We start from the raw sequence: 14,271 nt of genomic DNA, 5'->3' as shown, positions 1-14,271 counted from the left end.
CATTTCCGGAAATGATTAGCCTCCGGCAGATCGTCAAACAGGGTTAAAAACATTAAGTTGATTTATTGAATTAACTAAATGCAAACTTTATACACGCACTTTTCCACTTTTAAAATGTCTGCACATATTTGGAGACATCTCAGCAGCCTGTTTGCGAAAAGGTGAGTTTATGTTACCTTTAAGGAAAAATAACGCTATCTGCTTAACTGTGCTGCTCGCACTGATGATTCTCATCGTGCCTGCGGCGGGAGCCGATACCGGCATCCCGGTCGAATCGAACACCCAGAAGGACAGTGCAGCCGTGAATGCTGCTGCCGCTCTGCTCTATGACGGAACGGCGACGCTTGCAGATGAGACATTCACCTGCACGGCATCCTCGGGGACGGAGTACACCGTCGAGCGGCTCACGCCGCTCGGGGCGCTTGACGCCGTCGCCGACGCAGAAGGATTCACCTATGCCGTCGGGGACAAAAAGAAGGCGACCAAAGGGTTCCTCCTCCTCGACAACATCAGTGAGTACTGCTATGGCGACGCCTCCTGGTACTCTATGGTGAACGGCGACCCGCTCGACGGATTTGCAGACGCCTCCGAGGGCGTCGATGTTTACACGCTTGAGGACGGCGACGAGGTCGTCTTCTACTACGGCGAAGACGGCGTCACCCCGGAGACTGCAACCGCCCTTCTGAATATCACAATCGCCATCGGTGCGGAGCCGGACGTCCTCTTCGACGGTTCGGTGACCCTGACCGACGGCACGTTCACCTGCACGGCATCCTCAGGGACGGAATACACCGTCGAGCGGCTCACCCCGCTCGGGGCGCTGAACGAAGTTGCGGAGATAGAAGGCTTCACCTACGTCGTCGGGGACAAAAAGAAGGCGACCAAGGGGTTCCTCCTCCTCGACAACGTCAGTGAATACTGCTATGGCGACGCCTCCTGGTACTCCATGGTGAACGGTGACCTGCTCGACGGATTCGCGGATGCCTCCGAGGGTGTCGACGTCTACGCACTCGAAGACGGCGACGAGGTCGTCTTCTACTACGGCGAAGACGGCGTCACATCCGAGACCGCAACCGCGTTGATCGCGATCACGGTCGAGGTCGGCGACGGCGCTGATGTCCTGTTCGACGGAACAGTGACGCTCGAAGATGAGACCTTCACCTGCACGGCATCCTCCGGGACAGAGTACACCGCCGATACCCTCACCCCGCTCGGGGCGCTCGACGCCGTCGCCGGCGATCAGGGCTTCACCTACGTCGTCAACGACAAATCCTACGATGCCAAGGGGATCCTGCTCCTCGACGGCATCGGCGACTACCTCTACGATAAGGACGCCGGCACCACCTGGATCTGCTCCGTCAACGGCGTCGTCCTCGATGACTGGACCAATTACGAGACCGAGGGCATGAACGTCTACGCACTCGAGGACGGCGACGAGGTCGCCTTTTACTTCGGCGCAAAGCCTGTCACCCCCGAGACCGCAACCGCGATGCTCGCTATCACCGTCGAGATTGCCGAACCGGAAGGCTGGACGCTCTCCCTGAAAGGTGCCCTGACCGACACCATCGACCAGGCGTACTTTGAGGACGCCGTCGACTGCGGCCACAGCGCGACCTACACCGATGCCGACGGCAATGTCTGGTCCGGCGTCCCGCTCTGGTATCTCGTCGGCTGGGTCGACGACGACAAAAAGCACGGATCCGGAGCATTCAACGACGAACTCGCCGAAGAGGGCTACTCGATCAAGGTCACGGCCGGCGACGACTACAGCGTCAACTTCGAGAGCGCCAGTGTCGCCCGGAATGACGATATCATCGTTGCAAACACCCTGAACGGCGAACCCCTCCCGGAGGTCATCGGTGAAAAGGAGAAACCCTGCTGGCCGCTCCAGATGATCGGCGCAGACGTGAGCTCGGGTCAGAAAGTCGGCAACGTCGTCGAGATCGAACTCGTCGGCCTCCCGGAGCCCTCCGACGGCTGGACGATCACCCTGAACGGGAAGTTCTCCCGCACCCTGACGCAGAAAGAATTTGAGGAAGGCATCGCCTGCGGCCACGCAGCCTCCTACACCGATAGCAAAGATCGCGTCTGGACCGGGATGCCGCTCTGGTATCTCGTCGGCGTCGTCGACGACATCGAGACCTCGAACCACTGGACGTTCAACGACGACCTGGCAACCGGGGGATACACCATTAACATCACTGCCGAGGACGGCTACACGGTCACCCTCGAGAGCGCCGACATCGCCAGGAGCAATGCTTACATCGTTGCGGACAAGCTGAACGCCTCCCCGCTCGGAGAGGACGACGGCTATCCCCTGAAACTGCAGGGCTCCGGCCTGACCGCAGGAAACCAGCGGGTCGGCAATATCGCCTCGATCACCCTCGTCGGTCTGCCCGGCGCACCCGGGGACGACGAGTGGACGCTCACCCTCAAAGGGCCTGCGATCACCGCGGTCATCTCACAGAGCGAGTTTGAGGCGGGAGTCGCCTGCCATGGCAAGACCTACGACGACGGCGTCTCCACCTGGACGGGTGTCCCGCTCTGGTACCTCGCAGGCTGGGTCGACGACGACGTCATGCACGGCTCCGGCGCCTTCAACGACAACCTCGCAAGCGCCGGCTATACCGTCATCGTCTCCTCGGGCGGCGACTCTCCCTACAGCAAGGAATTCACCAGCCAGGAGATGACGGCAAACAAGAACCACTACATCGTCGCGAACAAAGTCAACGGCTCTGCCATAACCGGCGATGCGTTCCCGCTCCGCATCGTCGGTGAGGGAGCGGCCGGCAGCAAGAGCGTCGGCAACATCGAAAAGATCGTCCTGACCGAGTTCCAGGAGCCGACCGACCTTCCTGCCGTACAGGTTATCCGCTACGCCGCCGACGGCGTGACTGTCCTTAACGAGACCACGAAGACCTACCAGTGGATGGAGCAGAACCTCCCGGTCATCGGCGGCGCCGACGGTGTCCGCCTCAGGTTCCAGGGCCCGACCTTCGACCCGGACGACCTCTGGAACCCCGCTGAGGACATAAACCCCGGCAAAGTCGATAACGTCGTGCGGGGCACGGCAATCAAGGACCTCTGCGACCTCGTCGGCGGAGCCCCCGAAGGCAGCGAGATCATCCTCGTCGCCTCGGACGGCTACGAAGCAAAGCTCAACTACACGAACCTCTACACGCCGCTCGACCGGCAGGGTGAGGCAATCCTGGCGTGGTGGGGAGACGGCGCGTACGTCCCCGACTACCGCGACGGGATCCGCCTCTTCTTCAACACCCCCGACGGCATCTTCGGAGCCGACGACATGCGGACGTGCCTCGCCGAGGACTACTGGCACTACTACTGGGACAGCGGCATTCAGTATCCGTCCGCTGCCGGAGTCTCGAACAAGCATGTCGTCACGGTCGAGATCCACCCCGGCGCCCGTGAGGACTGGAGCCTCATTCTGACCGGCGCGATCACCGACACCATCTCCCGCTCGTACTTCGAGGCAGGAAAGGCCTGCGCCCTCGGCGGCCACGGGGCGACCTACACCGACGGCGACGGCAACGTCTGGTCAGGGATGCCCCTCTGGCTCCTCGTCGGCTGGGTCGACGACGACAACAAACATAACTACGGCTCCGACCCGTTCCGCGACGACCTCGCCGACCTCGGCTACAACGTCACCGTCATCGACTACGGCCCGGACAACGTGAAGGGCACCGCGGACGACTTCTCCACGACCTTCAACAGCACCTTCGTCAAGCGGAACAACAACATCATCGTCGCCAACGAGATAGACGGCATCCCGCTGCCTGCGGACGGCGACAAACCCTCGTGGCCGCTGAAACTCGTCGGTTCTGCGCTGACGAGCGGAAAGCAGAAGGTCGGCAGCATCGACGAGATCGCCCTGACCGATCTCCCGGCCGAGGCCGATGCAGAGCTCGCCCTGGGGCAGGGCTGGAACTTCGTCTCCATCCCGAAGAGGCTCGCGGCCGGCAGCAACACCGCTGCGATCTTCAGCGATGTCGATACCGCAAACCGCTCGATCTGGCACTACAATGCAGCGATCAAGTACTGGGAGGAGGTGACTGCGACCGATACCCTGAAACCGCTCGCGGCATACTGGATCTATTCGGCGTCCGCGTGCGACATCCCGCTCACCTTCAGCGACCAGCCCCTGCAGACGCCGCCGACGGCGGACCTCTATAAGGGCTGGAACGCGGTCGGGTTCACCGGCGTCGAACCCACAGCGGCACGCGACACCCTCCTCTCCCTCGGTGATGCATGGACGCAGGTGATCGGCTTCGACGCCGAAGACCAGAAGTACGAGACCGCCATCATCCGCGGCGGCTCCGGCAAGCATGCCGACACGGGAGCGATGAACCCGGGCAAGGGCTACTGGATCTACCTCCGGGGAAGCGGTGAACTTGCAGCGATCGCTTCGTAGGCAGAGATACCCATGAACTGCAGACCGATAATCACAATCTTTCTTTTGCTTCTCCTGGCAGGAGTAGCGGCGGCCGAATCGATGCCGGTCATTCCTGCACAGTACCAGGGATGCGCCGCCATCGACGGCGGCGACGCCCCGACAGGCACCGTCATCGTCGCCAAGATCAACTGGAACGAACGCGGACGCTTCACGCTCACCGAACCGGGCGTCTTCCCAAGCCGGCTCATTGTGCGAGCCACCGAGTTCGATTTCGTCGCATCCGATGCGCCTACGGTTACATTCTGGGCCGGTGCCAACCGGGCGAACCTTGAGGTGCCCTACGTGCCCGGCGATGCCCGCACGCTCGATCTCGCGTTCACCACCGGGAGCGGCGGCGATGGGGCGGATGCCCCGATCGCATCAGGCGACGTTTCTTTCGCTCCCGGCGGCCTCGAGACGACGACGGCAGGCGGGAAGCAGCAGGTGACGATCAACCGGCAGAACACCACGGCCAATGTCACGACCTCCGGCAACAGGATCGTGATGCAGGATACCGGCGGCGGCTGGGAAGAGATCGTCATCGAGACCGAGGGTGAACCTGCAGTCGGAGAGACGACTGTTGCCGGAACCGTCGCAGGCGTGAGCGGCCGGACAAGTCCGGTCTCGGCGAACGTCGACGCCACTGTCGGGACTGCGTCAGCGCAGATCTCGGTGAATATGAGCGAGATGCCGCCATCGGGTGCCCAGCTCACGACGACGATCGCACGGGAGCCCGACCCTGCGGCACAGAGCGCATTCCTCCTTACCGCCCAGCAGTCGGGAAGCGGTATCACGGATGTCGCATACGTCATGAACGTCCAGAAGACCAACGTTGCCAATGCCGGCGACGGCGGTGTCATCACGGCAGCGACGATCCGGATGACCGTCAGCCCCGCCTGGGTGACCGCGGTCGGCGGAATCGAGAACGTCGTGATCATGCGCCAGGCCGACGACGGCACGACGAGCGCTCTTGCGACGACGCTTGTCGGCACAGACGGTGCCGGAAACTACGTCTTCGAGGCGCTATCGCCGAACGGGCTCTCGGTCTTCGCCCTCATCGGGACGTCGACCGTCAGCCCAACGCCGACGACACCCTCAGGCGGGGGCGGATCAGGAGGCGGCGGCGGTTCGACGGGCAGGTCAAGCTTCGAGTACAACCCCGACGCGACCGTCACCACACCGGCGACCACGCCCGTGAGCAGTGAGGCGACGGCGGCGGCGACCCCCTCAGCGCAGCAGACGGCTGCAAGCGCAGTCGCTGCGGCAGAGGCGACGACCGCTTCCGGCGGTTCGTGGTTCCCGCTGCAGATCCCGATCCCTGCCTGGGTGCCGGTACTCGCCCTCGGGCTGCTCTTCCTCCTTCGCAGGAGATAACAGCCCCATGCCCCTTTTTCAGCGTTCTTCAGCAGAACATCGGTGACCCCCATGCAGATACGTTCTGTCTCTCTGCTCTCTGCCCTCATGCTCCTCTGCATCCTCATCCCCGGGAACGCCTGCGCCGCAACGACGGAGGTGCACGTCCTGCGCTATGCAGCCGACGGCGTCACCGTCCTTGCCGAGACGACCGTCGATTACCGGTGGATGGAAGAGAATCTGCCCGTCCTCGGGGACGGGGAGACGCACTACTACCACCAGGGGCCGATCTTCTCAGGCGATCCCTGGAACCCGGCAGAGGATACCAACGTCCGGGAGAAGGATATGGGCGCAGTGAAGGGCACGAACCTCGCCGACCTCTGCGATCTCGTCGGGGGGATGGCGGCGGAGGAGACCGTCAGGGTGAAGGCATCGGACGGTTTTTCAAAGACCTTCCCGTACCGGAACGTCTACAGGCCCGAACCACGGCAGGGGCCGATGGTCGTTGCCTGGTACCGTGCCGACGCCGGATACGTCCCCATGTACCGGGAGGGGATGCGGCTCGTCTTCTTTGCGGACACCTCCGTCAACCCGTGGGGGATCCACGCCTTCGGCGTCGCCGACATGCAGGCGTGCTTCGATCCCGACTACTGGTACTTCTTCCAGCCCGACATACCAACGACGACCGGCCTATCCGCACAGTACATCAGCGAGATCGCCGTCTTCAGCAATGAAGAGGCGAGCGGCACGCTCGAGGTCGAGTCGAGCCCTGCAGGGGCGCTCGTCTACCTCGACGACGAGAACACCGGCTTTCTGACCCCCTGCACGATCCGCGATCTAACGGTCGGGTCGCACGCGGTCAGGGTAGAGAAGGACGGCTACGGTGAGACCCGGGAGCAGTGGATCTACCTCAAAGCGCTCGCAACCGAACGGGTCTCGTTCGACCTTCTCCCGCTGCAGGGGAGCATCGCCGTCTCGTCCCTGCCTGCGGGAGCGGCGATCATTCTCGACGGGAACGAGACCGGCACGGTGACCGATACAACCCTCGAGGGGGTTTCGGTCGGGGAGCATACCCTCCTCCTCGTTCTGGAGGGATACGAGAACGCCACCCTGGCGGTCACGGTCGAGGCGGAGGAGACAGCGGCAGCCGATATGGCATTAATACCGCTGAACGGATCTGAACCCCTGCCGGCGATCTCTGCAGCCACGACGACCCCTCATGCCACGACACCGGCCGCGGCCGCGGCGACCGCCACCCCTGCACCGGCCGTGACGGTCTCGGCGCCGCCAGCGGGTCCTTTCGACCCGTTCTTCGCGCTCATCCGGGCCGTCGTCTCATTCATCACCGGCGCACCGGCTGCGAACGAACCGGCAATAGCGGCGCAGGGGAGCGAGCCCGAACCGCCGGCAGAGAGCGGGCAGCCGACAGTCACGGCGACGCCGACCATAACGCCCGAGAAAGTTCGGGCAAACCGTTCCGGCGGACTGTACATCGACTCTTTCCCGCAGGGCGCCCTGATCACCATCGACAACACCCGGATCGCCGCGCGTACTCCGCATGTGGTCTACGGCCTCCGCGAAGGGCTCCACAGCATCACCCTCGAGTACGAGGACGCCAGCAGCGTCGGACAGGAAGAAGCCGGCGTCAGGTACGGGATCCGGCGGGCATGGGTGTACCCGGACGCCGTCACCCCTGTCCGTATCGACGGCGTGGGGAACCGGCGCCTCCGGTCGATCACCATCGAAAGCCCTGACCGTGCCGGGGCGGCGTTCACCGTCAACGGTGCGTACCCGCCGCACTCACTCCCGGCGACGGTCGATATCGAGGGGAGCGGGGCCTGGATCACCATCAGGGAGGGTGCGGTCTACCGCTCGATCTCGGTGCCGGAAACCCTCGCGGACGGCAGCAGGTTCACCGTAGCCCCAGGAGAAGGAGGCGCGTATGCGGTCACGGCCGTCTCCGACCCGCCGGGAGCCGGGATCTTCGTCGACGGCTACCCCACCGACGCTGCGACGCCCGCCGTCGTCGGCAATCTCTCGTCGGGGAAACACCGGATCACGGTCTCGCTGCCCGGATACCTCCCGGCGGAAGGGGAGATCCTGATCCCGCCGGGCGCCCCGGCAGGAGCCGCGGGGACGGTCCGGTCGACACTGACCGAATACCCCTGCGGATCGCTCAGCGTGAACAGCACCCCGCAGGGTGCGAAGATCTACCTCTACAGCCGCTATACCGGGGAGACGACACCGCACACCTTCTCCTGGATGCGGATCGGCGCCTACGACATGAAGGTCGTCGGCGAGACGGAGAGCAGAACCATCGAGAACGTCGTCGTGACGCCGGGTACGGCGGTCGAATGCACCGTGACACTTGAGACGGCGTAACCAGAGATGAACGAACAGACCTTGGAGATTGACACGATATGGCATCACTGACACGAATACTCATCGTCTGCCTGCTCCTGCTGGCAGCGGCGGGCGCGGCGTCGGCAGCTCCCACCACAGAGCTCCACGTCGTGAAGTTTGCAGCCGACCAGACGACGGTCCTGAGCGAAACGACCGTCGACTACCGGTGGATGGAGGCGAACCTGCCCGTCCTCGGCGACGGCGTGACGCACTACTACCACCAGGGACCGGTCTTTGCGGGCGACAAATGGGACCCGGACGAGACGACGAACTTCAAGGACCGGGGCGCCGTGAAGGGCACGGATATCCGTGATCTCGCCGACCTGGTCGGCGGCGCAGCGCCCGGCGACGAGGTGATGGTGAAGGCTGCCGACGGCTACCACGTCGAGTTCGCCTACGAGAACGTCTACGAGCCCGACCCCCGGCAGGGGCCGATCGGGATCACCTGGTACAACGGCGACGAGACGGGAGCGGGCGAGCGGCAGGGCACCGGGTACGTTCCTGAGTTCTACAACGGCATGCGGTTGACGTTCTTTGCCGACAATTCAACCAACGCAGGCGGTCTGCACGTCTACGGCAACTGGGACATGCACGAGACACTGCCCGAGGCAGCCCAGCACTTCTACAACCTGCTCCCCTCCACAAGCGGCCTCTCCGTGAAGTGGGTGGACGAAGTGCGTGTCTACGAGGGCGGCTTCCAGGGTGAAAAAGGCGCGCTCGTCAAGTCGCTCCAGGACGGGGATGCGGCCGCAGCGGCCCCTGCCACGACAGAGGCCCCGCTCTCGCCTCTCCCCCTGCTCGGCGCGATGATCCTTGCCTCGCTGATCGCCATCGGGAGACGGGGATGATGCTGCGGACCGGCCTCCTCCTGCTGCTCGCCGCCGGCATCTGTGCCTGCGGGTGCACGCAGCCCGGGGTGACGGCGAACGAGGAGGAGATTGCCTGGAACCTCACGGTCGCCGGGGACGGCGAAGAGGTGCTCACGCTGGCCGAAGTCCGGGCGCTGCCCGCCGTCGAGGGCTACGGCCACGGCGTCTCCACCGTGGGGATCGTTTTTGGACCTGACCGCTACCGCGGGGTGCTCCTCACCGATCTGCTCGACCGGGTCGGCGGGACCGGCCAGGACGACCTCGCCTACGTCTCGGCAGAGGACGGCTATCTCTGGGTGTTCGATGCCGAACAACTTACAGGGGAGGGCTTCTTCACCTTCGACGAGAACTTAAAAGAGATCCCGCCGCCGCCCCTCCGCGTGATCCTGGCCTACGAGCGGGACGGCACGCCGCTCCCCTACGATGACGGAGGCCCCCTCCGCCTGGTCGTCGTCAGCGACGACCCGGGTGTCATCACCGAGGCGAGCCCGTGGGTGAAGTGGGTCGACCGGATAGAGGTTCACCGGCGATGAGGGGAGCCGGCGCACTCGCCGTTCTCACGCTCGCGCTCCTGGCGGCCGCGTCCGGGTGCACGAATACGGCACAGGAACCGGTCGTCCTCGAGGTGGTTCCGGCGGGCAGCCTCCTCTACCCGTTCGAGCATATCGAGCGTGCCTTCGAGAGCGAACACCCCGGTATCGACGTCCGCCTCGAGGGGCACGGGAGCATTCAGGCCGTTCGGCAGGTGACCGATCTGCACCGCGACGTCGACGTCGTGGCGGTGGCGGACGCATCACTGATCCCGGACATGATGTTCCGCCCGATGGAGGACGGCGAGGGGAACTACACCGACACCTACCGAACGTTCGCCACCAACGAGATGGTGATCGCCTACACCGATAGAAGCGCCTATGCAGATGAGATCACGGCGGAGAACTGGTATACGATTCTTGCCCGGCCGGACGTGCGGGTGGGCTTCTCAAACCCGATGCTCGATGCCTGCGGGTACCGGGCGCTGATGGTCACCGCGCTTGCAGAGGAACACTACGAAGCGCCCGGGATCTTTGCCGCGATCATCGGCGACGCATTCACGCCGTCGCTCACCATGACCCGTGAGGACGGCGTCCGGACGATCACCCTGCCGGCACTGCTGAAGCCGTCGAGCGAGAAGGTCGCCATCCGTGACGGAAGCATCTACCTGCTCTCGCTCATCGATGCCGGCGGCATCGATTACGCCTTTGAGTATCGGAGCGTCGCCGACGAGCACGGCCTTTTACAGATCGATCTTCCGCCCGAGATCGATCTCAGCGACGCTGCGTTTGCCGACACCTACCGGTCGGTCGTCGTGAAACTTGGGTTCCGGCGGTTCAGCTCGGTCGGCGACACCCGCGTCGGGCAGCCGATCGTCTATGCCGTGACGGTTCCGGCAACGGCAGAGCACCCGGAAGAGGCCGCTTCGTTCGTCGCATTCGTGCTGGATGCCTTCACCGAAAGCAGAGACGGATGGCCGCAGCCGCTCGAGTGAAAAGAAAAGGGCGCGGCTACCCGACCACGAGGTCGCGGTAGACGCCGCCGGCATCCTCGACGTAGAGGACCGCCCGCCCCTGCCGGAGCGCCGGTTTCGGGAACTTGCGGAGCTCGACGACACCCTCGGTGACGGGCAGGCCGCCCGCGGTCATGACGCTGTCGACGCCGCCGCCGAGGAGCGCCGCAACGGTCTGGCTGCCGGAGAGATCCCGGGTGTCTCCCCGGACGACGAACCGGCCGTCGTTCCGTGATGCCGCGAGTCCGACCCCGGCGAGAGCCCCGATGACGCCGTCGTTCGTGCCGCCGAGACCTTCGAGCGTGATGCCTGCCTGCCGGGCGAGGCTGCGCGCCTCTTTCTGCGTCACCACACTGCTCTTCGCCCGCATACCGAACGAGAGCAGATCGGGGGCCGCCCGGGTATCCGCGGCGATACAGATCCCGGGATCGCTCCCGTCGATGAAGTCTGCACGGATCATCTCGCGGGCAGCGGTGAAGATCTCGTGGAGCGATCCGTTCGCCGCCCCCTCGATATGAATAACGGCCGCGCTGTTGTGCGACGTGTACGGGATGTCCGGGTGAACGTAGAGCTGGTGCCGGGTCACGCCGGAGATCCGGTAGGTTTCGGCAAGTTCTGCTGCAATCATGCGGGCAAGCCGCCCGGTCCCGCGGGATTCGGGAGTATCGGTGTCGTCGATGCCGAGATATACGGTCATGAATCTCTGCTCCGGATTCTTCCCTGTACTATCAGCTCTTTTCCATGAAGAAGCCTTCCAGAGTTAAGGTAACTAGATTAACCGAACGGGGCCAGGCCATCGTCCCTGCGCCTGAAAATACTGCACATACGCTATTTTTCGATAAAATGACGGCAGAAAGAGCGATCTCGACCGGCAGACATCGGCCGGGATCCGACGAAAGTATTAAAGCATCAGGAGATATACCAGGTGGTATATCAACTGGTTCAGAGGTGAGAAGCAGCATGAAAGTCTATGTGCGTGAGCGCCAGAAGGTCGGAACCGGCGTGAAGCAGCCGCGGTTCCGCGTCGTCGCCGTCACCGGCGAGAAGGGCGATGAGATGCACCTCAAAGTCGAGAGCGTGCACTTCAGAAAGACCGAACTCGAGCAGATTGCAAAGGACATCGGTGCAGAGATCGTCTACCTCGAGGAGATGCCCGAAGAAGAGCGGGGCGAGATGAAAGCAGCACCGCTGTGATCGTCTCCTGCTCCTGAAAAAACAGACACTCTTTTTTGTGAACAGAACCATGCCAGACCAGGACGAGATATTCGATGCGGCACTCCGGATCCTTCTCTTCGCGGACCGGTGCGTGACCGTCAGCATCAGCCCGGGCGGCGTCTCAATACGCCTCCCCACGACCAGGAGGCTCGCCGAATATCTCCAGGTTCCGCACTACTATGTCCTCCCCGTCTTCGCAGCGATGGAGCGCGACGGCTTGATCCGCCGGGTCGAGCGGGTCGGGATCTCCACCACGCCGGAAGGAACCACGCGCCTCCTCACGATGACAGCGGCAGCCTACCCCGGCGCCGCGGAGGAGGTGCTGGGTGAGGGGATACTCGCCGAACTGCTCAAGCGGGCGGCAGTACGTCCTGATAAGACCGTAAACGGCGAATATCGCCACCCCACGCCACACGGGAAACTGCAGAGCCCGGTTTCCGACGGCGAGGACGGCACCGTCCCCGACTGATCAGTCGGGCCCGCCGGCGTCTCCGGCAATCACGTGGATGGCACTCGCTTTGATGAGCACGACCACGCCGGAACCGGGTCTGATGCCGAGTTCTTCGACCGACCGCTCGGTCAGCAGCGCGTTTATCGCAACACCGCAGTCGACCCTGACGTCGACGAGCGGCCCGTTGCCGACAAGCCCGGCCACTGTTCCGGAGAGGGCATTCCGGGAGCTCGATGCAGGGTTCTCCGAGAGTGCGATGCCGACGTCCTGACCCCGGATGCAGAGAGAGACGCGCTCGCCCGGCGCGGCGCCGGTAACCGCCTCGAACCGGAGACCTGCGACATCGACCACAGCGAGGCCGCCGGCGTTCTCGACGACACAACCCTCAAGGACGTTCTCGATGCCGACGAACCTGGCGACGTCGGGACGTTTTGGAGCGTTCAGCACCGTGGCGACGCGATCCTCCGCCACAAGCCTGCCGTCGATGATCACCGCCATCCGGGTGCCGAGCCGCCGGGCTTCGCTCCGCTCATGGCTTACCTGGACGACCGTCAGGTGCCGCTCGCGGTGCAGCCGTGCAAGGTCCTGCATGAACTTTTCCCGCGTGACCGGATCGAGCGCCGAGAGCGGTTCGTCCAGGAGCAGGATGTCCGGCTTCACCGCAATGGAGCGGGCGAGCGCCACCCGCTGCTGTTCGCCGCCGGAGAGCGTCAGGGGATGGCGCTCTGCCAGGTGCTCGATCCCGAACTGCCGCAGAAGAGCGTCCACCTCACGGCGGACGGCGTCGGCCTTCGCCCCCTGCAGGCGGAGCCCGAAGGCGATGTTGTCGGAGACGGTCATGTGCGGAAAGAGCGAGTAGTCCTGGTAGACAAGCCCGATACGCCGCTTTTCCGGCGGGGTAGCGGTGATATCCTCGCCGCGGAGGAGGACCCGACCCTGCCCGGGCTGGTGGAGCCCGGCGATCGCCTCGAGCATCACCGTCTTCCCGGCTCCGGAGGGGCCGACGATGAAGTAGTAATCCCCCTCGTTAATGGTCAGGCTGACATCTTTCAGGGCGAACTGCCCGAGCGAGAGCGATACCCGGTCAAACTCTATCATCGTATCTCCCCACGTAGCGCGTCAGGCGCCGGAGCACCAGGAAGACGGCAAAACTGACGATGATGACGGTGAACGCGATGCTCCTGCTCGTCCGGATGCCGTCGGTCGTGAACGAGTAGTAGATCAGCGTCGAGACGATGAACGGGTAGTAGGCGATCATGATGACGGCGGCAAACTCCCCGATTGCACGCCCCCAGGCAAGGATCGAGCCGTTGTACATGTGCCGGAAGCTTAAGGGCAGCGTTACCTTCCAGAACGTCTGCAGCCGCGTCGCCCCGAGCGTCCGGGCGACGTTCTCCAGGTGCACCGGCACCTTCTCGAACCCCTCCCGCATCGTGTTGATATAGAACGGCGACGCCACGAAGAGCATCGCTACGACCGTGCCCGGATACGCGTCCTCGAAGGCGAGCCCGACGTCCGAGAGCGGTGCTCCGAGCCACCCGCGGCGCATGAAGAGGAGGTAGACGAGGAGACCCGCGACGGTGTGGGGAAGGATGAGCGGGATATCGATGATGCTCTCCACCATCTCTTTTTTGCGCGAAGGCTGCGACCGGGCGAGCACGTACGCGAGCGGGGTGCCGAAGAGGATCAGCAGCAGCACGGCGTTCAAACCCGCCCCGAAGGTCAGGAGGATCGACCCGACGACCTCCGAGCTCGTCGCCACCTCAAAGAGGTGCACGGGATCGGCAAGTTCGGTGATCGCGATGTTCGCGAGCGCGAGCACCGTGATGCCGACGATCACCGACCCGAGAAGACAGAAGCCGAGAATACAGCGGTCGGTCCTGCGCCGCGACCACCCGGACAGGCTCGCATACGGCGGGAAGAGATCTTTCAGGAGTGTTGCCATCTTCATCGGTAAAAACGTCCTCTCGGTGATCTCAATTGTGTC

The 14,271-nt window shown here is 63.9% G+C and carries 11 protein-coding genes; 8 read left to right on the top strand and 3 right to left on the bottom strand.

Annotated elements, in window-relative coordinates; genetic code table 11:
* Window positions 1–223: 223 nt before the first annotated feature.
* From FGU65_RS12265 to wtpA, 6 genes are read left to right on the top strand one after another with little or no spacing between them, the layout of a single operon-like run.
* Entirely contained in the window at window positions 224–4,429 is a 4,206-nt protein-coding gene (locus tag FGU65_RS12265) for a molybdopterin-binding protein (protein ID WP_301664766.1), read from the top strand.
* A 12-nt stretch (window positions 4,430–4,441) separates the two neighbouring features.
* Window positions 4,442–5,824 (top strand): hypothetical protein, encoded by a 1,383-nt coding sequence (locus FGU65_RS12260; protein ID WP_301664765.1) that lies wholly within the window; start codon window positions 4,442–4,444, stop codon window positions 5,822–5,824.
* A 51-nt stretch (window positions 5,825–5,875) separates the two neighbouring features.
* Window positions 5,876–8,185, top strand: coding sequence for a PEGA domain-containing protein (locus FGU65_RS12255; protein ID WP_301664764.1), 2,310 nt, complete (start codon window positions 5,876–5,878; stop codon window positions 8,183–8,185).
* A 38-nt stretch (window positions 8,186–8,223) separates the two neighbouring features.
* Window positions 8,224–9,054, top strand: a complete 831-nt coding sequence (locus tag FGU65_RS12250; protein WP_301664763.1) for an argininosuccinate synthase — start codon at window positions 8,224–8,226, stop codon at window positions 9,052–9,054.
* Window positions 9,051–9,608 carry a molybdopterin-dependent oxidoreductase gene (locus FGU65_RS12245; RefSeq protein ID WP_301664762.1) on the top strand — a complete coding sequence of 186 codons (558 nt, stop codon included), beginning with the start codon at window positions 9,051–9,053 and terminating at the stop codon, window positions 9,606–9,608. The genes FGU65_RS12250 and FGU65_RS12245 overlap by 4 nt, the downstream gene beginning before the upstream one ends.
* Window positions 9,605–10,600 (top strand): tungstate ABC transporter substrate-binding protein WtpA, encoded by a 996-nt coding sequence (gene wtpA / locus FGU65_RS12240; protein WP_301664761.1) that lies wholly within the window; start codon window positions 9,605–9,607, stop codon window positions 10,598–10,600. Before FGU65_RS12245 ends, wtpA begins: the two co-directional genes overlap by 4 nt.
* 16 nt (window positions 10,601–10,616) lie before the next feature.
* Here wtpA and FGU65_RS12235 read toward each other — a convergent pair whose 3' ends face one another.
* Window positions 10,617–11,315, bottom strand: coding sequence for an ABC transporter substrate-binding protein (locus tag FGU65_RS12235; RefSeq protein WP_301664760.1), 699 nt, complete (start codon window positions 11,313–11,315; stop codon window positions 10,617–10,619).
* A gap of 263 nt (window positions 11,316–11,578) precedes the next feature.
* On the opposite strand from FGU65_RS12235, the gene FGU65_RS12230 reads away from it, so the two are divergent.
* A complete protein-coding gene (locus FGU65_RS12230; RefSeq protein ID WP_301664759.1) occupies window positions 11,579–11,812 on the top strand; it encodes a hypothetical protein in 234 nt (77 codons plus the stop codon).
* A 49-nt stretch (window positions 11,813–11,861) separates the two neighbouring features.
* Entirely contained in the window at window positions 11,862–12,302 is a 441-nt protein-coding gene (locus FGU65_RS12225; RefSeq protein ID WP_301664758.1) for a hypothetical protein, read from the top strand.
* Here the strand turns inward: FGU65_RS12225 and FGU65_RS12220 are convergent, their stop codons facing one another.
* Entirely contained in the window at window positions 12,303–13,382 is a 1,080-nt protein-coding gene (locus FGU65_RS12220; protein ID WP_301664757.1) for an ABC transporter ATP-binding protein, read from the bottom strand.
* Window positions 13,369–14,229 (bottom strand): ABC transporter permease, encoded by an 861-nt coding sequence (locus FGU65_RS12215; protein WP_301664756.1) that lies wholly within the window; start codon window positions 14,227–14,229, stop codon window positions 13,369–13,371. Before FGU65_RS12215 ends, FGU65_RS12220 begins: the two co-directional genes overlap by 14 nt.
* Between the last annotated feature and the right edge of the window lie 42 nt (window positions 14,230–14,271).

The organism is Methanoculleus frigidifontis, assembly GCF_030464345.1.
GTDB classification, from domain to species: Archaea; Halobacteriota; Methanomicrobia; order Methanomicrobiales; family Methanoculleaceae; genus Methanoculleus_A; species Methanoculleus_A frigidifontis.
This window is presented reverse-complemented; position numbering and strand designations above follow the sequence as displayed.